Origin of the sequence: Kribbella sp. NPDC056345 (assembly GCF_042262745.1) — a bacterium.
In the GTDB taxonomy this organism is placed as follows: domain Bacteria; phylum Actinomycetota; class Actinomycetes; order Propionibacteriales; family Kribbellaceae; genus Kribbella.
In genome coordinates, this window is the sequence record NZ_JBHJQQ010000007.1 from 400,325 (window position 1) to 421,509 (window position 21,185).

19 protein-coding genes are annotated in these 21,185 nt (G+C 68.0%); 10 read left to right on the forward strand and 9 right to left on the reverse strand.

Translation table 11 applies throughout. The annotated features are described in order from the left end of the window. Positions 1 to 11: 11 nt before the first annotated feature. The 6 genes from ACFCV3_RS26160 to ACFCV3_RS26185 all read left to right on the forward strand — a co-directional run bounded on the left by ACFCV3_RS26160 (position 12) and on the right by ACFCV3_RS26185 (position 8,107). A complete protein-coding gene (locus ACFCV3_RS26160) occupies positions 12 to 1,043 on the forward strand; it encodes a zinc-dependent alcohol dehydrogenase family protein (RefSeq protein WP_376034054.1) in 1,032 nt (343 codons plus the stop codon). 208 nt (positions 1,044 to 1,251) lie between these two features. Further along, positions 1,252 to 2,529 carry an ABC transporter substrate-binding protein gene (locus ACFCV3_RS26165; protein WP_376034055.1) on the forward strand — a complete coding sequence of 426 codons (1,278 nt, stop codon included), beginning with the start codon at positions 1,252 to 1,254 and terminating at the stop codon, positions 2,527 to 2,529. A gap of 43 nt (positions 2,530 to 2,572) precedes the next feature. Continuing rightward, a complete protein-coding gene (locus tag ACFCV3_RS26170) occupies positions 2,573 to 3,472 on the forward strand; it encodes a carbohydrate ABC transporter permease (RefSeq protein WP_376034058.1) in 900 nt (299 codons plus the stop codon). Further along, a complete protein-coding gene (locus ACFCV3_RS26175; protein ID WP_376034060.1) occupies positions 3,469 to 4,356 on the forward strand; it encodes a carbohydrate ABC transporter permease in 888 nt (295 codons plus the stop codon). The genes ACFCV3_RS26170 and ACFCV3_RS26175 overlap by 4 nt, the downstream gene beginning before the upstream one ends. A gap of 177 nt (positions 4,357 to 4,533) precedes the next feature. Beyond that, a complete protein-coding gene (locus tag ACFCV3_RS26180) occupies positions 4,534 to 6,156 on the forward strand; it encodes a hypothetical protein (protein ID WP_376034062.1) in 1,623 nt (540 codons plus the stop codon). A 178-nt stretch (positions 6,157 to 6,334) separates the two neighbouring features. Continuing rightward, positions 6,335 to 8,107 carry an NHL domain-containing thioredoxin family protein gene (locus ACFCV3_RS26185; RefSeq protein ID WP_376034064.1) on the forward strand — a complete coding sequence of 591 codons (1,773 nt, stop codon included), beginning with the start codon at positions 6,335 to 6,337 and terminating at the stop codon, positions 8,105 to 8,107. A gap of 5 nt (positions 8,108 to 8,112) precedes the next feature. Here ACFCV3_RS26185 and ACFCV3_RS26190 read toward each other — a convergent pair whose 3' ends face one another. From ACFCV3_RS26190 to ACFCV3_RS26215, 6 genes are all read right to left on the reverse strand, one after another. Beyond that, positions 8,113 to 8,361 (reverse strand): DUF6458 family protein, encoded by a 249-nt coding sequence (locus ACFCV3_RS26190; RefSeq protein ID WP_376034066.1) that lies wholly within the window; start codon positions 8,359 to 8,361, stop codon positions 8,113 to 8,115. 101 nt (positions 8,362 to 8,462) lie between these two features. Beyond that, positions 8,463 to 9,227, reverse strand: coding sequence for a DUF4097 domain-containing protein (locus ACFCV3_RS26195; protein WP_376034068.1), 765 nt, complete (start codon positions 9,225 to 9,227; stop codon positions 8,463 to 8,465). A 108-nt stretch (positions 9,228 to 9,335) separates the two neighbouring features. Next, the gene (locus tag ACFCV3_RS26200; RefSeq protein ID WP_376034070.1) at positions 9,336 to 10,589 is read right to left on the reverse strand and encodes a transmembrane domain-containing protein; all 1,254 of its coding nucleotides are present in this window, start codon (positions 10,587 to 10,589) and stop codon (positions 9,336 to 9,338) included. Then, complete coding sequence (locus ACFCV3_RS26205) at positions 10,586 to 11,239, reverse strand: hypothetical protein (protein ID WP_376034072.1); 654 nt, start codon at positions 11,237 to 11,239, stop codon at positions 10,586 to 10,588. The genes ACFCV3_RS26200 and ACFCV3_RS26205 overlap by 4 nt, the downstream gene beginning before the upstream one ends. Continuing rightward, positions 11,236 to 12,462 (reverse strand): hypothetical protein, encoded by a 1,227-nt coding sequence (locus ACFCV3_RS26210; protein ID WP_376034074.1) that lies wholly within the window; start codon positions 12,460 to 12,462, stop codon positions 11,236 to 11,238. The genes ACFCV3_RS26205 and ACFCV3_RS26210 overlap by 4 nt, the downstream gene beginning before the upstream one ends. A 276-nt stretch (positions 12,463 to 12,738) precedes the next feature. Further along, a complete protein-coding gene (locus tag ACFCV3_RS26215) occupies positions 12,739 to 14,598 on the reverse strand; it encodes an acyl-CoA dehydrogenase (RefSeq protein ID WP_376034076.1) in 1,860 nt (619 codons plus the stop codon). An 82-nt stretch (positions 14,599 to 14,680) separates the two neighbouring features. Here ACFCV3_RS26215 and ACFCV3_RS26220 point away from each other — a divergent pair, with 82 nt between their 5' ends. Beyond that, complete coding sequence (locus ACFCV3_RS26220) at positions 14,681 to 15,199, forward strand: histidine phosphatase family protein (protein ID WP_376034078.1); 519 nt, start codon at positions 14,681 to 14,683, stop codon at positions 15,197 to 15,199. On the opposite strand, the gene ACFCV3_RS26225 is transcribed toward ACFCV3_RS26220, so the two are convergent. The 3 genes from ACFCV3_RS26225 to ACFCV3_RS26235 all read right to left on the reverse strand — a co-directional run bounded on the left by ACFCV3_RS26225 (position 15,196) and on the right by ACFCV3_RS26235 (position 18,049). Next, entirely contained in the window at positions 15,196 to 16,101 is a 906-nt protein-coding gene (locus ACFCV3_RS26225) for an endo-beta-N-acetylglucosaminidase H (protein WP_376034080.1), read from the reverse strand. The two genes, ACFCV3_RS26220 and ACFCV3_RS26225, sit on opposite strands and share 4 nt — an antisense overlap. A 104-nt stretch (positions 16,102 to 16,205) precedes the next feature. Then, positions 16,206 to 17,555, reverse strand: a complete 1,350-nt coding sequence (locus tag ACFCV3_RS26230; RefSeq protein WP_376034082.1) for a hypothetical protein — start codon at positions 17,553 to 17,555, stop codon at positions 16,206 to 16,208. Continuing rightward, positions 17,552 to 18,049, reverse strand: coding sequence for a SigE family RNA polymerase sigma factor (locus ACFCV3_RS26235; RefSeq protein ID WP_376034084.1), 498 nt, complete (start codon positions 18,047 to 18,049; stop codon positions 17,552 to 17,554). Before ACFCV3_RS26235 ends, ACFCV3_RS26230 begins: the two co-directional genes overlap by 4 nt. A gap of 79 nt (positions 18,050 to 18,128) precedes the next feature. Between ACFCV3_RS26235 and ACFCV3_RS26240 the strand changes: the two genes are divergently transcribed. The 3 genes from ACFCV3_RS26240 to ACFCV3_RS26250 are packed head-to-tail and all read left to right on the forward strand — an operon-like array spanning position 18,129 to position 21,105. Next, entirely contained in the window at positions 18,129 to 19,409 is a 1,281-nt protein-coding gene (locus ACFCV3_RS26240) for an MFS transporter (RefSeq protein WP_376034086.1), read from the forward strand. Beyond that, complete coding sequence (locus ACFCV3_RS26245) at positions 19,410 to 20,570, forward strand: anhydro-N-acetylmuramic acid kinase (RefSeq protein ID WP_376034088.1); 1,161 nt, start codon at positions 19,410 to 19,412, stop codon at positions 20,568 to 20,570. A gap of 16 nt (positions 20,571 to 20,586) precedes the next feature. Then, complete coding sequence (locus tag ACFCV3_RS26250) at positions 20,587 to 21,105, forward strand: AAA family ATPase (RefSeq protein ID WP_376034090.1); 519 nt, start codon at positions 20,587 to 20,589, stop codon at positions 21,103 to 21,105. The last annotated feature ends 80 nt before the right edge of the window (positions 21,106 to 21,185 follow it).

Consider the following 21,185-nt stretch of genomic DNA (forward strand, 5'->3'; position numbering starts at 1 on the left):
GTAGTGAAGACATGCGAGCGACCACGATCCATGCACCGTACGATATTCAGCTGAGCGACGTTCCGGATCCTCGGATCGATGGGCCGACCGATGCGCTGGTGCGGGTTGTTGCCTCGTGCATCTGTGGTTCGGACCTGTGGCCCTACCGGGGTGAGAACAAGATCCGGCCGGGTAGCCGGATCGGGCACGAGTTCGTCGGGATCGTCGAGGAGGTCGGCGCCGAGGTCCGGACGGTCAAACCGGGTGACTTCGTGATCGCGCCGTTCGTGGTCAGCGACGGCACGTGCGCGCACTGCCGGGCCGGCTTCCAGACCGCCTGCGAGAACCTCGTCGGCTACGGCAGCAAGCAGGCGGACGGCGGCCAGGGCGAGTACGTGAAGCTCCCGTACGCCGATGGCACGCTGGTCGCGACTCCGGAGCCGCCGGACGAGTCGATGATTCCGTCGCTGCTGACGCTGTCCGATGTGATGGGGACCGGCTGGCACGCCGCCCGGTCCGCTCGGGTGAAGGCCGGCGACACGGTGGTCGTGGTCGGCGATGGTGCGGTCGGGCTGTCCGGCGTACTGGCGGCGGCACGGATGGGCGCCGAGCGGGTGATCGCGCTGTCGCGGCACGAGTCGCGGCAGCAGTTGGCGGTCGAGTTCGGTGCCACGGACATCGTCTCCGAACGCGGCGAGGAGGCGCGGGACGCCGTACTGGAGTTGACCGGTGGGGTCGGGGCGGACGCCGTACTGGAGTGTGTCGGGACCGGGCAGGCGATGGAGACCGCGTTCGACGTTGCGCGGGCCGGTGCCACGGTCGGGTTCGTCGGCGTACCGCACGGGGTCGAGGTCCCGATCGGGACGATGTTCCGGCGCAATGTCGGGCTGGCCGGCGGTATGGCGCCGGTCCGGGCGTACCTGCCGGAGCTGATGGCCGACGTACTGTCCGGGGAGATCAACCCCGGGAAGGTCTTCGATCTGGACCTTCCGCTGGCCGAGGTCGCGGACGGCTACAAGGCGATGCACGAGCGCCGGGCGATCAAGGTCCTGCTGCGGCCGTAACGCTCTGTCGTCACGCAACAACCCACAAAACCGCGCGAAACCGCTCGTATGTGCTCGCTCTCATTGCAGTTGTGCGGTGCGATGACGGTTGCGCAACGCGCTCGCGCGCAGCGTTGACACCGGGGTTCGTGGTGCCCAGAGTGGGGCGGTGTCAAGGGGGCATCGTTGTCATCGGCGGCGCCACAACTGCTTGATCGGAGAGTGGAAAATGCGTGGTGGTCTGAGCAAGACCTTCGCGGTGCTGGGTGCGGCGGGTCTTCTCGCAGTGAGTGCCTGCGGCAACAGCGACGACGGCGGCGGGAGCGGGAACACCGCGACCAAGGACGTCACCGTCTTCACCTGGTGGGCCGACGGCGGCGAGAAGGCCGGTCTGGACGGCCTGGTGTCGGTGTTCAAGACCGACTGCAAGGACTACAACTTCGTCAACTCGGCGGTCGCCGGTGGCGCCGGCGCGAACGCGAAGCAGGTGCTGGCCAACGACCTGCAGGCGGGTAAGCCGCCGTCCACCTTCCAGGCGCACGCCGGTGCCGAGCTGAAGGACTACATCAACGCCGGTCAGGTCGACGACGTGAGCGGGCTGTACAAGGACTTCGGTCTGGACACGGCCTTCCCGAAGAACCTGATCGACCAGCTGACGGTCGACGGCAAGATCTACTCGATCCCCGCCAACGTGCACCGCGCCAATGTCGTGTGGGCGAACCCGGACGTGCTGAAGCGGGCGAATCTCGACGCCACCAAGGCGCCGGCCACCGTCGACGCCTGGATCGCGGACCTGACCAAGCTGAAGAACGCCGGGGTCAAGGCGCCGCTGGCCGTCTCCAAGGGCTTCGCCCAGGAGATGCTGGTCGAGGCCGTGCTGCTCGGCGAGCTGGGCACCGACACCTTCAACGGTCTGTGGGACGGCAAGACCGACTGGGCCGGTGCGAACGTGACCGCCGCTCTGAACAAGTACAAGACACTGCTCAGCTTCACCAACGTCGACCGCGAGAACATCGACTGGCCGGACGCGCTGCAGTACGTGAACAAGGGCCAGGCCGGTTACACGCTGATGGGTGACTGGGTCGCCGCGCAGCAGCTGGCCGACAAGGTGCCGGACTCGAAGTACACCTACTGGCCGGCGCCGGGTACCGCGGGCACCTTCCAGTTCCTGGCCGACTCGTTCACGCTGCCGACCAACGGGCAGAACCCCGAGGGCACCAAGTGCTGGCTGAAGACTGTCGGCTCGGCCGAGGGCCAGAAGGCGTTCAACACCAAGAAGGGCTCGATCCCGGCCCGCTCGGACGCGAACGCAGCGGACTACCCGAAGTACCAGCAGACCGCGATGGCCGACTGGAAGAAGGACAAGATCGCGGGCTCCTGCGCCCACGGTTCGGCCTGCTCCGCCGGTCAGAACAACGACATCCTGTCCGCGCTGAGCCAGTTCAGCGGGGCCCAGGACGTCGCGAAGCTGCAGACCGCCTTCGGCACCGCGATGAAGACGAGCTGATGCGAATCGAGTTGTCGACCGGCTCCGAGACGGTGGGCTGAGCATGTACGGAAGAATCCGGACCTGGGGCCCTGGTGCCCTGGTGCTGCTGCCGACCGTGCTGCTGCTCGGGTACTTCGTCTACGGGCTGATCGCGTGGTCGTTCAACACGTCGCTGACGGATCGGCACACGGCCCGCAAGGGCCCGGCCGAGTACGTCGGCTTCGAGAACTACGCGCATTTGTTCGGTGAGGAACGGTTCCTCAACTCGCTGAAGAACCTCGGCGTGCTCACGGTGGCGTTCATCGTGGGCACGCTGATCTTCGGCCTGCTCTGGGCACTGCTGCTGGAGAAGGGCGTTCCGGGCGAGAGCATCTTCCGGTCGGTCTTCCTGTTCCCGATGGCGGTCTCGATGATCGCCTCGGGTGTGGTGTGGAGCTGGTTGCTGAACCCGTCCCAGGGTGACGACGCGCGCGGCCTGAACCGGCTGTTCTCGATCCTGCACCTGAACTTCCTGGAGAATCCCTGGTGGACCGCCGGCAGCCGGTGGACCACGATGGCGTCGATCGCGCTCCCGGCGGTCTGGCAGTTGTCCGGCTACATCATGGCGCTGTTCCTGGCCGGCTTCCGGGGGATCCCGGGCGAGCTGCGCGAGGCGGCCCGGGTGGACGGTGCCTCGGAGTTCAAGCTCTACCGGCACGTGCTGTTCCCGCAGCTGTCCCCGATCGCGCTGTCGGCGCTGATCATCCTGGGGCACATGTCGCTGAAACTGTTCGACCTGATCTACGCGATCACCGGGCCGAACCAGTTCCGGACCGAGGTTCCAGCGGTCTACATGTGGAACACCTTGTTACGCAGTGACCAGGCCAAGGCGGCCGCGATCGCGATCGTGCTGCTCGCGGTGGTCGCAGTACTGGTGATTCCCTATGTTGCCTACACCGTCCGGCAGGAGGCCGAAGAGTGAGCGCCGCAGATGCGACCGGTTCGGCCGCGGACGCGTTCCGCCGCAAACCCAGGATCGCGGACGGTTCCACCCGCAAGAGCCGGACCGTGCGCTACATCCTGCTGATCCTGTTCCTCCTGTTCGTGCTCACCCCCGTGTACGTCGTGGTGATCACCAGCTTCAAGACCTCTGCCGACACCACCGCCGCCGAGCAGTGGTCGTTGCCGGAGACCTGGACGCTGGAGCCGTGGCGCAAGGCGTGGGAGGTGCTGCAGCCGTACATGATCCGCTCGCTCACGCTGGCGGTCCCGGCCGCGATCATCGCCTCGCTGATCGGGTCCGCGAACGGGTTCGTGCTGGCCCGCTGGCGGTTCCCGGGCGCGAACCTGGTGTTCGCGTTCATCCTGTTCGGGATGTTCATCCCCTACCAGGCGGTGATGCTGCCGCTGCGGACGACGTTCACCGAACTGGACGTCACCCGGGGAGTGCCGACGCTGATCATCGCGCACTGTATCTACGGCATCCCGATCTGCACGCTGATCTTCCGGAACTACTACGCGACCATCGTCCCGATGGAGATCATCGAGTCGGCCCGGGTGGACGGCGCCGGGCTGATCCAGACCTACGCGCGGATCATCCTGCCGATCTCGATCTCCGGTTTCGTGGTGACGCTGATCTGGCAGTTCACCTCGGTCTGGAACGACTTCCTGTTCGCCCTGTTCCTCACCCAGCAGAACAACGGCCCGGTGACACTCGGGCTCGCGGCCCTGTCGGGCGGCCAGAAGGTCGACTACGCAGCCAGTATGGCGGGCGCCCTGATCACGTCGTTCCCGACGCTGATCGTCTACATCGTGCTCGGCCGCTGGTTCATCGGCGGCCTGATGGCCGGAGCCCTCAAGGGCTGAGCTGTTTCGTGGTGACGGCCCGTACATCTGTACGGGCCGTTGCCATTTGTTCACGGTGTGTCCGGCCGGTCCTGGGCCCAGGATCCGCGGCGCGGAGCGTCGCATCCAATACAGCTTGTCCACAGGACTCGCGCAGGCGCCTGCGGTGGGCGGGGCGTGGGCGGTAACCTCACGAAGGTGACCAAGTCACCCCGCGGGCGAGACGGACGGCGCAATCACCTGCGCCTCGTCGATTCGAACCCTGATCCCACGCAGACACCCCAGGCCGGCGTCGATGTCGACACCACGCCGAGTGTCGCCGTGCTCGAAACCCTGCTGGAGACGCTGACCCTCGACCTGGCCGCCGCCCCGCGCAGTCTGCACCCGGTGATCGCCGAGGCCTCGGTGGCCCGGTCCGCCGCGATGCTCGCCGACCAGCTCTGGCCGGCCGGGCGCCCGGACGAGATCGGTGAGGTCGAGCGGTTCTTCTGGGCCGACGCCGCGCGCGTGCTCGGCGAACGGCGTGACTCCGAGTCCTTCCAGCTCCTGACCTCACTGGCCCGCACAGTCGGCCCGGCCGGGCGGCTGCCCCTGCAACGGGCACACCTGTCCCGGTTACGCACCGAGGACGAGGTGCCGGACTGGGTGACCCGGATCGCCGGCTTCCGGCTCACCAGCGCGATCGTCTCCGAGGACATCACCGGCGACGGACTGAGCGTCGTACTGGACTATGACGACGAGCAGCATCCGCATACCGTCGTGGTCTTCATCGACAACAACATCGGCGCGATCGTCAAGGACGTCTTCGTCGGACCGCCCGTCGACCGCGTCCTGGACGCCTACCAACGCGGTGGCCGGGTCACGATCCGTACTGTCCGCCCCGCGACCGCGGCCGGCATCATCCTGCAGGCCCTCGGCGAGACCAACGACTTCGACGACCCGCCGGTGACCGAGGACTTCGAGTTCTTCTCGGCCCTGCTGGTGAATCGCCTCACCCAGTTGCCCGAGCGCCCGGTCCGCCCACCGATCCGCCCCCTGCTCTCCCCACGCCAACGCGACCAGCTGGTCGACGACTTCCTCGACTCCACGTTCGCCTCCGGCCTCCCCGAAGACGCGGCCGACATCGTCCGCCTCTGGATCGACCACGCCGTCGACCACACCGTCGGCGGTCCGTTGCGAGTGAGCGCCGTACTGGTCGAGCTCTTCCTGGCCCACTGGCTACCCCGCAAGGTCCTTGCCGACAGCACCTACTTCGCCGCCGTACCGACTGTCATCAAGTCCTGGCTGGGTTACGCCGGCGACCGCACCCAGCTGGCCCACGACGTCATCGAAGAAGCCGTCGACGCCGTAGACGTCTGGACCCCAGCCCTGGAAGCCGCCGCCATCATCGACCCCGTAGGCGAGCGAGTCTTCCTCGACGACACCACCAGCGACCTGGAAGACGCCTACCGAGCCCTCTCCGGCCTGGGTTCCCCACCCCAGCCAGACCTCCAAGGCCTCGACAAGTCCCAAGCAGCCACCCTCTCCGTCCTGGCCCCCCACGCCTGGCTGATGGCCGGCGAAACCCTAGGCACGGCCTACGCCCCCGACGCCTTCGACATCGCCGAACGCCTGGTCCGAGAAGCCCCAGACCTCCTGGCCAAAGCCCGCCTCTCCACCTGGCCCCGAGCCATCGTCTGGCTCCTCGCCCACCGCCACCGCCTGGTAGGCCCCGGCGAACCCCTAACCCCGTACTCCCTGGCCGCCGACCTGGCCTCCTCCCCAGCCACCCTCCGCAAAACCGCCAAGCTACTGACCGACACCCTCATCCTCCCCCGCTGATTGTCGCCTCGCCCACCCGACAACACGAGCTGATATCCGCTCGTGTCGACCCTTCTCAGGTCGTATACGGGAGGAGAAGGGGCAACACGGACGGATATCCCTTGGTGTGGCCGGAGAGGGCGTGCCCGGAGCGTGGGCGTGTGGCGGGTGGGTGGATGGGGCAAGTGATACTGGGGGTATGCATGTGCGTGCGCCGGAGCTCAAGGGTCGTGGGTGGCTTAATACGGGTGGGCGGGAGTTGGCTTTGGCTGACTTTCGGGGGCGGTTCTTGTTGCTGGATTTTTGGACCTTCTGCTGTGTGAACTGCCTGCATGTGCTGGATGAGTTGCGGCCGTTGGAGGAGAAGTACGGCGACGCGCTGGTGATTGTGGGGGTGCATTCGCCGAAGTTCGCCCATGAGGGGGAAGAGGCGGCGGTTCGTGCTGCTGTGGAGCGGTATGAGGTGGGGCATCCGGTGCTGGATGATCCGGAGCTGGTGACGTGGCAGGCCTACACGGCGCGGGCCTGGCCGACGTTGGTCCTGGTGGATCCCAACGGGTACATCGTGGCGCAGTACTCGGGTGAGGGGCATGCGCATGCGTTGGATGCGTTGCTGGCCGAGCTGATCGCCGAGCACGAGGCGAAGGGCACGTTGACGCGGGGGAAGTCGCCGTACGTCGCTCCGGAGCCGGAGTGGTCGGAGTTGCGGTTCCCGGCAAAAGTCATTGCCTTGGACAACGGCAACCTGCTGGTGGCCGATGCGGGCAACCACAGCGTTGCGGAGCTCCAAGCGGATGCAGAGACGCTGGTACGGCGGATCGGCACCGGTCACCGTGGATTCGCCGATGGCGTGCAGGCGAGTTTCTCGGAGCCGAACGGACTGACCCAGCTCCCGGCCGAGATCGCCGAGCAGGTTGGGTACGACGTGGTCGTGGCGGACACGGTCAACCACGCGCTGCGCGGGATCGACCTGGCCACCGGCACCGTGACCACGCTCGTTGGAACGGGCAAGCAGTGGATGGACGGCGACGGGACCGACGTACTGAGTTCGCCGTGGGATGTCGCGTGGTTCCAGGACAAGGTGTGGATCGCGATGGCCGGCGTTCATCAGTTGTGGACGTACGACCCGATCACGAAGCTCACCGAGGTGGCGGCCGGTACGACGAACGAGGGGTTGAAGGACGGCGACCTTCGCGAGGCGTGGTTCGCGCAGACGAGTGGGCTGGCGGCGGACGGGGATCGGTTGTGGCTGGCCGATTCGGAGATCTCGGCGCTGCGGTGGATCGACTCCGAGGCGCACACTGCCGTCGGGACCGGGCTGTTCGACTTCGGGCTGCGGGACGGGAAGGCGAGTGAGGCGCTACTGCAGCACCCGCTCGGGGTGACCGTGCTGCCCGACGGTTCGGTGGCGATCGCCGATACCTACAACGGCGCCGTACGGCGGTATGACCCGGGCACCGACACCGTCGACACGATGGCAACGGATCTCGCCGAGCCGAGTGGTGCTGTTGTCGTTGGCAACGAGCTGCTCGTGGTGGAGTCGGCCGCGCATCGGTTGACCCGGATTCCGCTCGGGGCGTCGGCGACGGCGTCCGAGTTCAGCACGCGGACGCAGCGGCCGCCGATGGAGATCGCGGCCGGTGAGGTGACGCTCGAGGTGGTGTTCACGCCGCCGCCGGGGCAGAAGCTCGACAACCGGTACGGTCCGTCGACCCGGCTGCTGGTCTCCTCGACACCGGACACGCTCTTGAGCGAAGGTGCCGGCGACTCCACGGATCTGGTCCGGCGGCTCGTGATCGACGAGCGCGTAGGCGACGGCGTACTGCATGTCGCGGTTCAGGCCGCGTCCTGCGACGACTCGGAGGCGGTCGAGTTCCCTGCTTGCCACATGCATCGGCAGGACTGGGGTGTGCCGGTCCGCGTCACTGCTGACGGACCGGCACGGTTGCAGTTGGTGCTGTCGGGCGGCTGAGCGCCCTACTCCTTGATGTCGCGGTGGTGCTGCTCGACGACGCGGTACTCCTCTTCGATGGCCGGGTCGATGGCGTCCGTCTCCACCCGGCGCCGCCGGTTGGTGATGTAGAACGACAACACGATCCCGGCGGCCCCGGCCAGGAGCAGGATGTAGCCGACGACCTGGAGATTCACCGCATCCCAGCTGTCGCGGACCGCGAACGCGAAGATCGCGCCCACCACCATCAAAAAGATCCCCACACCGATGCTCATCCGAGCCTCCTAGTGAAGTGCGCCTACCAAAGACGCTACTCCGTGCGCACCCTGTAATCCATCACTTGTCAGACACGCCACCAGTACCCCGTGACAAACGCTCAGTTGCGCCTGAGGTCGATGTCTCCGCTGACCGTGCTGGCGCTGAGGCTGTGCAGCCCGGCGGTGTCGTTGCCCAGGGTGTTCTCCACCTCGCCGGAGCGGGTGTCGGTGGTGACCCGGTAGCCGCCGGGGGCGGTGATCTCCACGTCGCCGCTGGTGCCCTTGACCTTGATGTCGTTCGCCTCGGCGAGATCCAGGCCGATGTCACCGGAGGACGTCTCGACCTCGACCGGACCACCGCGGAGTCCTTCGGCGTCGATATCGCCGGAGTTCGCCTTGATGTTCAGCCGGCCGGCCAGGTTCTGGATCGACACGTCGCCCGAGGTCAGGTCGAGCTTCACGTCGCCCTCGACATCGTGGAGATCGACCTCGCCCGAGCGCGAGCTGGCGTCGACCCCGGCCACTCCGGTGAAGGAGAGGTCACCGCTGCCGTTCTCACCGACCACCTTGGTACCGCGCGGCACGGTGACCTCGAAGTCCGCGCTGCAGTTCCAGCCGCAGTCGCCGTCGAGCTTCAGCGTGCTGCCGTCGACCGAGTACGCGTCGCCGCGCTTGAAGAACCAGTAGTGGCGCTTCTGCTTGACGGTCGTGCTGTCGTCGTCGGAGACCTTGATGGTGATGTCGGCGTTGTCGGCCGCCAGCCGGACCGTGTCGATCTTGGCGTCGACGCGGTGCTCGTCGTCGCGGTCCTTCCCCCCGAACTGCCACAATCCGACGCCGGCCGCAATCACCAGCACCGCGACCCCCAGCTGCTTGCTCTCCATCGTCCGCCTCCCAGCGTGTCAGCCTCGACCGTAGGTCGCGGAGACCGTCCGCCGGATCAGGCAGAACCCCCTAGCCGCCCCTGAGCCGAACCTCAGGGACACCTGAGGTCAGGAGCGATGGTCGCCGCGCGACACCGCCCCGGCGAGGTCGTCGCCGAGCGTGCCGAAGAAGGTCCGCGCCCAGAGATCGTCGCCATGCCAGTACGGCCCGTCGGTGCCGGGCAGCGACGACGGCGCCTGGCCGCGTTCGAGCGCCCGCCGGCAGTCGGCACAGAGCGGCAATGTCAGGGTGGCGCCATCGGACTTCACCTGGGTCTTCCGTCCGGACGACCGGCCGTGCAGCGGGTTGAAGGCGCAGAGATCCGGTACGGCGTCGATCGGGCGATCGGCCGCCACCGCGACCGCGGCGTCGTACTCACGCCTGGCCTTGTCCAGCAGGACCATCGCACCGACCACATCGACGAGATCCTCCGACGAGTCGAGCACCTTCTCCGCGGCCTGCCGCGCATCCAATGCAGCCTGCTGATGCGACAAACCCAAACCATGGGCAGTCGGCAAGGCAGCCAGCTTCGAGCCGAGTGTGGTCAGCTCCAGCGAAGCCTCCCGACTCAGCCTCCGGCGCTGCTCGGCCGCGACCGTGGCGGCGACGTGTGGCGGAATGCTGAACGACTTCTCACGCCGCGGCGTGCGCGGACCGCCGCCGCGACGGATCAGGCCGATCACGAGCCCGAGGACCACCAGGGCGACGATGCCGCCGACCACGATCAGTGCGATCTTGCCACCCGATGAGCCGTCCGTGTCCCGATCCGCGTCGGGCCTGCCCCCGGTCGACTTGGTCGGCTTCTTCGGCGGCAGCGCGGGCCCTGCCAGCAGCTCGTACATCCGGGCAAGCACCTCGGTCGGACCGGCGTCGTACCCGGTGTCGTCGAGCGCGCGCTGCCGCACCGGCCGGAGCCGCTCATCATTGAGCTGCGGCAGCTCGTGCACCTCGAACCACGGGAACCGGTTGCCGCCGTCGACCACGACGTACAGCCCGGGTTTGTTGAGCGCGTCGATCACCAGCGTGAGGACGTTGCTTTCCTTGCCTTGAAACGCATCGCTCGGAGTCAGTGGCAGCACGATCGAGTAGACCGGGTAGCCGAGGGCCTTGGCCTTCGCGCGAACGTCAGCCCGCAGGTTCTCCGGCAAGGCCTCCTTGTACGCCGGATCGACGTACAGCGGGTCTTTGTCCAGGGCCGTCGCGATCTCGCGTGCGCGTTCGGCCGGTGTCTGCGTGGTGCCGGCCTGGGCCGGCGCCCCGGTCAACATCAGCAGTGTGACCAGCGCGGTCATCGCCAAGGCCGTCAGCCTTTGCACCTTCACGAACGTCCTCCACGTCTTGGGCCGACCAGGGCCGACACTCCCAGCACCACACCGGCCAGCAACGCGCCGCCGAGCATTCCGAGCGCTCCGCCGCCGAGTCCGCTGCGGATCGCGTCGCCGGTGGTGAACCGTTCCGGCTCAGATCCCGCCTCAGGCCGCGGTGTCCGCGGCGTGGTCCGGGCCGGCTCGGCGTCGTTCCGGTCGTTGAGCTCCACCCGCTTCAGGGACTGGGCGAGCTGGCTGCTCATCGACTGCTCACCGCCCGACGCCCAGCTCCAACCCGGCGCGTACGCGCGGATCAGGTGCACGACGCCGTAGGTGTCATCGCCGTCCATCACCACGTACACGCCCGGCTTCCCGTTCGCGTTCGCGAGCCAGCCGGCCAGCAGTTCGGCATCGCCCTTCTCCTGGAACCACGCACCGGTCGGTACGACGGCGACGTACACCGCCGCCGGTGCCGTCCGAATCTCCGCCAGCATCGGATCGACGTCGGCCACCGACGTGAAGTCGGGGTCGACGTACAGCGGGGTGGTCCGCCAGGCCTCGATCGCGGCGGTGATCCGCGGATCGGACGGAACCGCGGCCGTGGCGGCCGCCGGTACCCAGAGCACGGCAACTGTTGCCAAGAGCAACATCATCACCCGCCTCATCGAGCATCCTCCGGCCGCTTGCACACTCGCTCGGCCAGGTCGTCGGACAGCGCGCCGAAGCCGGTCGCGACCATCGGGTTGTCCTCCGGATCCAGGGTCCAGTACGGGACCACCTCGCGACCACGACCGAGCAGGCCGGTGCTCCGGCTCACCCGAAGCCCGTACGGCGGCTTCCCCTTGCTAAGCCGTTGAGCACACGTCCGGCAGGCCGGCACCTCGACGCCGTCGTCCCACGCGACCCGGGTCGTCCCGGTCCGGTGGGTCGGATCGAAGAAACAAGGTCGCTGGATGGTGCCACCGTCGGCCGCCTGCTGAGCCTGGCGGGCCAGCACCAGAGCGCCGGTCACCGCGAGCAGGTCGTCCGGCTGATCCGCGCGCAACTTGCGGGCGGCGTCCAGCCGCCGATTCGCCTCGTCGCGCTGGTCGAGCTGCGTGACCGACAGCTTCGACCGCCTCTCCAGTTGCCGCACGGAATGGGCTGCCCGCTTGATCATCTGGTCGGCCTGCCGACGGATCTCCTTCCGGTACGCCGTCGGCTCGGCGGCCTTCGACCGCACACCCGGGCGACGGCGCAGTGCGAGCACCAGAACCAGAACGAACCCCGCGAACCCGCCGACGCCGAGTCCGGTGAACGCCGCCCGGTCCTCCCGATCCACGTACGACGGAGTGTCCGGTGCCCGCCGCGGCGGTTCCAGGTCGCCGGCCGGAGCCGCCGGCAACGGACGGCCGTCGTACGCCGTCGCGGCCTGCTGGATGGTTCGGACGATCTGCGGAGTCGGCCGGTCGTCGACGATCTGGAGGCGCTGCCCGTCGTCAGAGCGGACACTGCTGAGGGAGCGGCCCCTGAGACCGCCCGGCCGGAACAGCGCCTCGGCGCCGGACCAGTACTTGTCCGACACGACGCGGATGATGTACAGCCCCGGCTCGCCGACCCGCGCCTGCAGCAGCGTCGGCAGGTCGTGGAGCTTCTCCCGCAGGTACGGCGTCCGTGGGACCACCGCGACGTACACCGCGAAACCGGCCCGCGCGGACTCGGCGCGGATCCGGTCCAGCTCGGTGGCCGGGATCGCCGGGGCGATGCGGGCGTCGACGTAGATGCGGTCGGTTCGCCAGGCGGCCGCGATCCGATCCGGAAGTGGTGGGGTCGCTGCGTGGACAGGGAGCACCGGCAGGACCACGAGGGCAGCGAGCAGTGTGGCAAGGCGGCGGAGCTGGACGGACATCGCAGACAGCCTACGACGACCTGAGGGATTCACACTCGCACAGACGCAGCGCTGGGACCGGTGGTTCCGGCACACCGCAGCCCTGGCTCGGACAGGGGAAGCCAAGCCAGGGATGCGGGTGCCTCGGGCAGAAACGCTGCTGCACGGAACCGCTTCAGGAGAAGGGCAGATGGCGGGGCAGATTGATCTGCCCCGAACCTGACGGCGCAACAAAGCTCCTGAACAGACCTCCAGCTCGGTCCGCGCAAGCGACCGAGCCGGAGGAGTGTGGGTGGATCAGAACGCAGACTCGGGCAGGTCCATGATGTCGAGATCGGTCAGCTCGGCCTTGATCCGCTCGGCGCGGACGCTCGGCATCGTCGAGCGAACGAACCACTGGGCCGCCGCGACCTTGCCGCTGTAGAAGTCCTGGTCGGCCGGCGTCAGCTCGTCACCCAGCCGCTCGATGGCGACCTCGGCCTGGCGCAGCATCAGCCACGAGCAGACCACGTCACCGAGCACGAACAGCAGCCGCGAGGTGTTCAGGGCGACCTTGTAGACGTTCCGCGGGTCGCCGTTCTCGGCCTGCGGGTTGCTCGCCATCAGGGCCTGGCCCATGATCCCCAGCAGCTTCTGGGTGTCCTCGAGACCCTTCGCCAGCAGTGCGCGCTCCTCCTTCAGACGGCCGTTGCCGGCCTCGGAGGCGACGAAGCCCTGGATCTGCTCGGCCAGGTGACCCAGCGCCTTGCCCTGGTCCTTGATGATCTTGCGGAAGAACAGGTCCTGACCCTGGATCGCGGTGGTGCCCTCGTAGAGGGTGTCGATCTTGGCGTCGCGGACGTACTGCTCGATCGGGTAGTCCTGCAGGAAGCCCGAACCACCGAAGGTCTGCAGCGACTCGGTGCCGAGCAGGGTCCACGACTTCTCCGAGCCGTAGCCCTTGACCAGCGGCAGGAGCAGGTCGTTCACGCCCTCGGCGACCACGTCGTGCTCACCGGCGTACCGGGCCTGCTCAGCGCGGTCCTGGTACGTCGCCGTGAACAGCACCAGCGCGCGGAGTGCCTCCGAGTAGGCCTTCTGCGTGAGCAGCGAACGCCGTACGTCGGGGTGGTGGGTGATGGTGACCCGCGGCGCGTCCTTGGCCGGGTTGGTCAGGTCGGGACCCTGGACCCGCGTCTTGGCATACTCGAGGGCGTTCAGGTAGCCCGAGGACAGCGTCGCGATCGCCTTCGTGCCGACCATCATCCGCGCGTACTCGATCACCTGGAACATCTGGGCGATGCCGTCGTGCACCTCGCCGAGCAGCCAGCCCTTGGCCGGTACGCCGTCGCCGAAGGTCAGCTCGCAGGTCGTGGAGACCTTGATGCCCATCTTCTTCTCGACGTTCGTGACGAAGGCGCCGTTGCGCTCACCGGTCAGCTCACCGGTCTCGAGGTCGAAGTGGTGCTTCGGTACGACGAACAGGCTGAGCCCCTTCGTCCCGGGGCCGCCGACGCCCTCGATGCCCTGCGGGCGGGCCAGTACCAGGTGGACGATGTTCTCGGTCATGTCCTGCTCGCCCGAGGTGATGAACCGCTTGACGCCCTCGATGTGCCAGCTGCCGTCGTCCTGCAGCGTGGCCTTCGCGCGCCCGGCGCCGACATCGGAGCCGGCGTCCGGCTCGGTCAGCACCATGGTGGCGCCCCAGCCGCGCTTGATGATGTGCTCGGCGATCTTCTTGTCCCGGTCGACGCCGTTACGCCACAGCACGTGGGCGAAGTTCGGTCCGGCGGCGTAGATGTGCACGGCCGGGTTGGCGCCGAGGATCATCTCGGCCGCGGCCCAGCGCAGCGACGGCGGGGTCGGCTGGCCGCCGAGCTCGGCCGGCAGCTCCAGCTTGTACCACTCGGCGTCCATGTAGGCGTGGTAGCTCTTCTTGAACGACTCCGGCATCCGCACCTCGTGCGTCTCCGGGTCGTACACCGGCGGGTTCCGGTCGGCGTCCTCGAACGACTCGGCGATCTCGTTCTTCGCCAGCCGGTCGATCTCGCCCAGCACCTCACGCGCGGTGTCGACGTCCATGTCGGCGTACGGTCCCTGCCCGAGCACCTCGCCCCGGCCGAGAACCTCGAGCAGATTGAACTCGATGTCCCGCAGATTCGACTTGTAGTGACTCACAGGGGTCCCCTTTGACATTTACTCGTCGGTAACTTGAGTATATACCGGGCGGTAACGAAGGGAAAGCGGGTTGAGTGTTCACGTGACCACACAGCTGATCTACGAGACGCACTCGACGACGTTCGACAACGAGAACGGGATCGCCACGGGGTGGCTACCGGGGGAGTTGTCGGAGCGCGGACACCAGGAATCGGTGGAGCTGGGAGAGCGGCGGCGCGGCGTCGACGTGGTGTTCAGCTCGGACCTGCGCCGGGCGGTCCGAACGGTCGAGCTGGCCGAGCTCGGCGTACCGCATTTCCAGGACTGGCGGCTGCGCGAGTGCAACTACGGCGAGCTCAACGGCGCGCCGCGGGGCGCGCTCGACCCGAGAGTCGAGCGCGCCCGTACGGCGTTCCCCGGCGGTCAGAGCTACAGCGATGTCGTCGAGTTGACGCGGTCGTTCCTCGATGACATCAAGCGCTGGTACGACGGCGCCGTGGTGCTCGTGGTCGCGCACGCGGCGAACCGGTTGGCGCTGGAGCACTTGCTGGGTGGCCGCCCGATGGAGGAGCTGCTCGCTTCGCCGTTCGACTGGCAGCCGGGCTGGGAGTACGTGCTCTAGGGCGTGTAGACGGTGTTCTTGCCGTAGAGCTTCTGGGTGAAGGCGGACATGTAAGCGGCGGTGTTCGCCTCGGTGAGGTTGTAGGTGAGGAAGACGCCGTAGCCCTCGCGCACGGTGCGTTCGGCGAGGCTGGCGGCGGTGGACTGGCTGGTCGCGGTGTAGCTGACCGCGGCGGGGGAGAGCCGTGACTTGTCGGTCGGGCCGCTGGGGACTCCCCAACCGCCGTAGTACGGGTACCAGGCGTAGTTGAAGGTGTTCCGGATGTCGCCGGCTCCGCTGACCAGCCGGTCCGAGGCCGGGCCGATGTCGTAGAGGGTGATGAGTTTGTCGGCAGGCATCTTCTGGCGCAGTGCCTTCACCAGCCAGATGAACGAGTCGGCGTTCGGCTGGCCGGTGCCGTTGACGCCGTACTCGACGTACTCGTCGTCGAAGTCGATGCCGTCCAGGCCGTAGCGGGCGACGGCGTCGGCGAGCTCCTGGGCGAAGGCCGCGGCGGCGGCCTGGTTCGGGAAGTTCGCGAACCCGGCGCCCTGGTGGTTGCCGAGGATCGAGAGGGTGACCTTGATGCCCTTGGCCTGCAACGGGCGGACCTGGGTGGCGACGTTGTTGAGGACGTTCGTCACCTGCTCGTTGAAGTGCAGGTACGCCTTCCTGGTCGTCGTGTTGAAGTTGATGTTCGCGGCGAAGATCACCGCGATGTCGATCACCTGGCGGCCGTCGTTCGCCAGCGTGTACTTGCCGGCGCTCAGCATGCTGTGGTCGTTGACCTCGATGTACGCGACCGTGGTCGGCTTCTTGACCGCTCGGCAGGCCGCGGTCGCGGTGGCCGTGCCGGTCGCGGCCACGGCGGTGCCGGCGGCGAGCGCGGTCAGAAGGGTCCTTCGGCGCATGAGCTCACTCATTCGATCGACTCCTCGTCACAAGGGTGGGCGGTCCGCTACACCGGCTGAACTAAACCGGTATAGCGGACTGATCATCGATCGGGCCCAAACCCAGTGTCAAGAGATCAACTCGGAGTGACTGCGACGATCTCCGTCCGCGCCGCGCTTTCGACCTTGACCTCGGCATCCTCGCCGTGCGGAATCAGCAAGGCGTGCTTCGAGGTCGCGCTCCACTGACCGTCGCCGTACCGGTAGGACAGCGTCGCGTCCTTGGCCGCGACCGCCCAGCCCTGGTTGTCCGGCAGCCGGATCTGCACCGGCAGTGCGGCGCCACGGTCGGGCTCGCCGCCGGAGATGACCCGCGCCTTCCCGTTCTTCGGCTGCAGTACGGCGTACGCCCGGGTCGGGTCGGTGTCGATCTGCTGCTCGCCGAGGTACACCGCGCTGCCGTCGGCCGTGACGCCGTACCCGATCCAGAGCGAGCCCGCCAACGCGTAGTACTCAGGGTCGGAGACCGCATCAACGGCGTTGCCGAACGTGTCCCGCGCAGTACCGGCGAGCTGCTCGGCGCCCGGTGACATCGGCCAGAGCCCTTCTCCCTCAACACCCGACCAGAGTCGATCGTCCGGCGTCGAGTTGCCTTGGAGGTTCACTCCGGCGTTGGCGATCGACAGATTGGACGGGCCCTGCGCCGGCAGCGTGTTCAGGGTCAGCTTCTTCGAGTCGGTGCCCGGTGGGAGTTCGACGACCCCGACGCCGTTCTTGAACTGCACCGGCGTGTACTTGCGGCCGCTGCTGCCGTTCTCGTCGTCGTACTCCCGGCCCGGTGACCAGCCGACCTTCTTGCCGGTGTCGAGGACCACCAGCGTGTCCCTCGCGACGAAGCCGGTGATCAGGCCGACGCCGGGTGCCGGGTAGCTGTCCGCGACCACGGTGGGCTTGCCGTCCTTGCCGTCGGCGACGAAGCCGACCAGCGTGTGCACACCCTGGTGGTCGAGCTGGATGTTGTCGTGCTTGCGGAGATCGGAGTACTGCCCGATGATCGCGACCCGCCCGCCCGGGGTGTTGCCGGCCCAGTAGACGTGCGGCTCGCCTTGCATGCGGTCGAAGATGCCCCGGTCGCGGTTGATCGAGTCGCGGTGCGACTTCTGCCATGCGACCAGCGCCTGGTCGAGGTACTCCTGATCGCCGGCCAGGTCGCCCCGGGTCTGGCCCTTCATCAGGAAGCCGTAGGGATCGTTCTTCACAGGTACGCCGGCCACTGGTGGCTCCGTCAGTTGGTGGTAGATCGCCGGCCCGGACAGGGTGGCGCCGCCGATTGCCAGCACGGCCAGGGTGCTGATCGCGACCGTGGTCAGTCGCCGGCGGCGGAGGCGGCGGGCGCCTCCGGTCCGGACCCGGTCGAGTACGTCGGGAGCGGCCTCGATCTCGTCGACGCTGGCCGTCAGCCGGTTCTTGAGTTCGGTCTCGGTCATCGCAGTCCTTCCAGGAGTGCGGGTTCGGTGATCAGGCGGAGGCGGTCGAGACCGCGGGAGGTCTGGCTCTTGACGGTGCCGAGGGAGCAGTTCAGCGCTTCGGCCGTCTGCGCCTCGGTCAGGTCCTCGTAGAACCGCAGGACGATCACCGCGCGCTGCCGCGGCGGGAGCTCCTGGAGTGCCGTCAGCAGTCCGTCCCGGACGGCGTACTCGTCCGATCCGTCGGGTGCACCCTGGTCATGGTGGTCGGCGAGCGCCACCTCGGGCTTACGGCTCCTGCTGCGCCACCTGTTCGCGGACAGGTTGGCCAGCGTCTTGCGGGCGTACGGTTCCGGCGACCCGTTGATCCGTCGCCATTTCACGTACACCCGCTCGAACATCTCCTGTACGAGGTCCTCGGCCGCGGCCCGGTCCCCAGTGAGCAGTACGGCGGTCCGCAGCAGCCTGGTCGCACTGCCGCGGACGAATTCGTCGAAGTCTTCGCCCCGAGACACCCGTTGCTCCTCCCCGTGATCTGGTCTGTACCGAGAATGACACCGGCACGGTCCGCAAGGTTGAGACAGAATGTTTGTCGTGACCAGCACACCCACCTCGCACCGGCGGTCGCTGGTCGCGGGCACGGTCGGCAACTTCGTCGAGTGGTACGAGTTCGGTGCCTACGGCTTCTTCGCCACCGTGATCGCGGCGAACTTCTTCAGTACGACGGCCACCAGCGACGCCGAGAGCCTGATCAAGACGTACGCCTCGTTCGCGCTGGCGTTCTTCTTCCGCCCGATCGGTGCCGCGGTCTTCGGCCGGGTCGGCGACCGGATCGGCCGGCGTCCGACCCTGATCCTGGTGCTGCTGCTGATGACCGGCTCGACCACGCTGATCGGCGTCCTGCCGACGTACGCGGCTATCGGCGCGGCGGCACCGTGGCTGCTGACCCTGGTCCGGGCGCTGCAGGGGTTGTCGGCGGGTGGTGAATTCGGTGGGGCGGTGTCGATCATGACCGAGTTCGCGCCGCCGGGCCGCCGCGGCCGGTACGGCGCTTGGCAGTCGTTCACCGTGGCGCTCGGCCTGCTCGCCGGTGCGGGGCTGGCGGCGATCCTGGCGACCGTACTGAGCAAGGAGGCGCTGACCGACTGGGGCTGGCGGGTGCCGTTCCTGGTCGCGCTGCCGCTCGGGCTGGTCGCGCTGTGGTTGCGGCTCAGGCTGGAGGAGACGCCGAGCTTCACCCGAGTCCAGGCTGCAGCTGAGCCGCGACCGGCGGGCGCAGGTGAGGTCGCGCGGGCGATCGCGCTGGGGATCGGGCGGTTGATGGGCTGGTCGGCCGCCGGATACACCTTCCTCGTCGTGATGCCGTCGTACCTGCAAGCGACGCTGAATGCGACCTTCCAGCAGGCGCTGGTCGCGACCGTCCTCGCGAACGCCGGTTTCGCCGCGTCGATCCTTCCGGCCGGGGCGTTGAGTGACCGGATCGGGCGGCGGCCGGTGATGGTGACCGGTGCCGCGCTGGTCGTCGTACTGGCGTTTCCGCTGCTCAACCTGCTCCAGGACAAGGAGGCCGGTACGGCGGCGAAGGGGGCCGCGGTGTTCGCCGCCGGGCTGGTCGTGGGGTTGATGGCCGGGCCGGGACCGGCAATGCTGGCCGAGATGTTCCCGACCCGGGCGCGCTACACCGGGCTCGGCCTGGCGTACTCACTGTCCAACGCGGTGTTCTCCGGGTCGGCCGGCTTGATCATCACCGAGCTGATCAAGCGGACCGGGAACATCGACATTCCGGCCTGGTACGTCATGGTGACGTGTGCGGTGAGTGTAGTGGCCCTACTGACGTTGCGCGGCGACGATCATCGACGGGAGTTGCGGGACTAGATGCGAGTGATCGGCTTGATGTCCGGGACGTCGTACGACGCGATCGACGCGGCGGCGGCGGATCTCCGCCTGGACGGGGACAAGCTGGTGCTGACCCCGTTGGGGATGCTCAGCCAGCCGTACCCGGACGAGGTGCGTGCGGAGCTGGCCAGGTTGTTGCCGCCGGCAAGTACTTCCGTCGGGCAGGTGTGCCGGCTGGACACGGGGATCGGGCAGGCTTTCGCGCGGGTCGCGCAGCAGGCGGTCGAGCAGCTCAGTGGTGGGTTCGCCGATCTGATCGTGTCGCACGGGCAGACGGTGTTCCACTGGGTCGACGACGGGCAGGTCCGCGGCACACTGCAGCTCGGGCAGCCGGCCTGGATCGCGGAAGCGACCGGCACGACGGTGGTGTCGGATCTGCGGTCACGCGATGTCGCGGCCGGTGGTCAGGGGGCGCCGCTGGTCAGCATCGTCGACGTCCTCTGGTTGCGCGGGCGACCCGGCGTACCGATCGCACTGAATCTCGGCGGGATCGCCAACATCACCGTGGTGGACGGGGATCCGGTCGCCCTCGACACGGGCCCGGCGAATGCGTTGATCGATGCCGTGGTCACCGAGTTGACGGTCGGGCGGCTCGGGTTCGACGCCGACGGGGTGATGGCTGGGCGTGGGCAGGTGCATTCGGAGTTGCTGAAGCGGCTGCTGGCGGAGCCGTACTACGCCTTGCCGGCGCCGAAGAGCACCGGCAAGGAGCTGTTCAACCTCGCCTACCTGGCCCGGATGATGGAGGGGCTGCCGGAGATCCCGGCCGACGACGTGGTCGCGACCGTCACTGCGCTGACCGCCCGCACGGTCGCCGACGCCGTACGGCGGCATGGTGGGACCGAGGTGATCGCCTCCGGCGGCGGAATCCGGAACCCGGCCCTGATGCAGCTGCTGGCTGCCGAGTTGGAGGGCGTTCCGGTCCGGACCACCGACGAGCTGGGCCTGCCCTCGGCGGCCAAGGAGGCGCTGGCGTTCGCCGTACTGGGGTTCCTGACCGTGCACGGGCTCGGCGGGACGGTCCCGAGCTGCACCGGTGCCCGGCACTCGAGTGTGCTCGGATCGATCACTCCGGGCCTGGGCGGTGTGCCGCATGTCTCGGCCGATGTTCGCCCTCCCGCGAGCCTTCTGATCGAGTGAGCGCCACACTAGTCCCGTGACGAGGTTGTTCGTGGTGACAGGTGCGCCCGGGGCCGGCAAATCGACCGTGGTTCCGGAGCTGGTGCGGTTGAATCCGGGCAATCTCGTCGTGATGGACATGGACGAGTTGCTCGACGACCAGGGGCGGTTGCTCGGGATCAGCATCGCGAGTCCGACCGCGGCACCCATCTGGCCGGCGTACAACGCGGTCTGGCTGCGCATCACCGAGCTGATCCGGCGGTCCGGCATACCGGTCCTGCTGCTGACGCCTGGGCTGCCCAGCCAGTTGCCGGAAGGGCGTTGGCTGCACCTCGACTGTCCGGACGCCGTACGGCGCAAGCGCCTGGCTGCTCGCGGTTGGCTGCAGGATCAGATCGACGACGCCCTCGCCGACGCGGCTGAGCTGCGGAAGTACGTTCCCCGGTCGGTGCGTGGGGACGTCTCGCCTGAACGAGTTGCGCGCAGCATCCTCGAATGGATCCGCGGCGAACGGTTCGGTAAGACCCTCAGTCTGTGGACGCGCTTCCGGAACTGAGGCAGATAGGGAAGAGTCCCGATGTGGCGGGACACCTCACGGCAGCAGGGTCATGGCATCGAAACGCCCACCCGTGCCAG

Coding starts and splice junctions, on each gene's coding strand:
- ACFCV3_RS26160 (WP_376034054.1), top strand. CDS start 12: ATGCGAGCGACCACGATCCATGCACCGTACGATATTCAGCTGAGCGAC.
- ACFCV3_RS26190 (WP_376034066.1), bottom strand. CDS start 8,361: ATGAGCATCGGTGTGGGGATCTTTTTGATGGTGGTGGGCGCGATCTTC.
- ACFCV3_RS26170 (WP_376034058.1), top strand. CDS start 2,573: ATGTACGGAAGAATCCGGACCTGGGGCCCTGGTGCCCTGGTGCTGCTG.
- ACFCV3_RS26165 (WP_376034055.1), top strand. CDS start 1,252: ATGCGTGGTGGTCTGAGCAAGACCTTCGCGGTGCTGGGTGCGGCGGGT.
- ACFCV3_RS26205 (WP_376034072.1), bottom strand. CDS start 11,239: ATGAGGCGGGTGATGATGTTGCTCTTGGCAACAGTTGCCGTGCTCTGG.
- ACFCV3_RS26225 (WP_376034080.1), bottom strand. CDS start 16,101: ATGAGTGAGCTCATGCGCCGAAGGACCCTTCTGACCGCGCTCGCCGCC.
- ACFCV3_RS26210 (WP_376034074.1), bottom strand. CDS start 12,462: ATGTCCGTCCAGCTCCGCCGCCTTGCCACACTGCTCGCTGCCCTCGTG.
- ACFCV3_RS26185 (WP_376034064.1), top strand. CDS start 6,335: ATGCATGTGCGTGCGCCGGAGCTCAAGGGTCGTGGGTGGCTTAATACG.
- ACFCV3_RS26230 (WP_376034082.1), bottom strand. CDS start 17,555: ATGACCGAGACCGAACTCAAGAACCGGCTGACGGCCAGCGTCGACGAG.
- ACFCV3_RS26195 (WP_376034068.1), bottom strand. CDS start 9,227: ATGGAGAGCAAGCAGCTGGGGGTCGCGGTGCTGGTGATTGCGGCCGGC.
- ACFCV3_RS26245 (WP_376034088.1), top strand. CDS start 19,410: ATGCGAGTGATCGGCTTGATGTCCGGGACGTCGTACGACGCGATCGAC.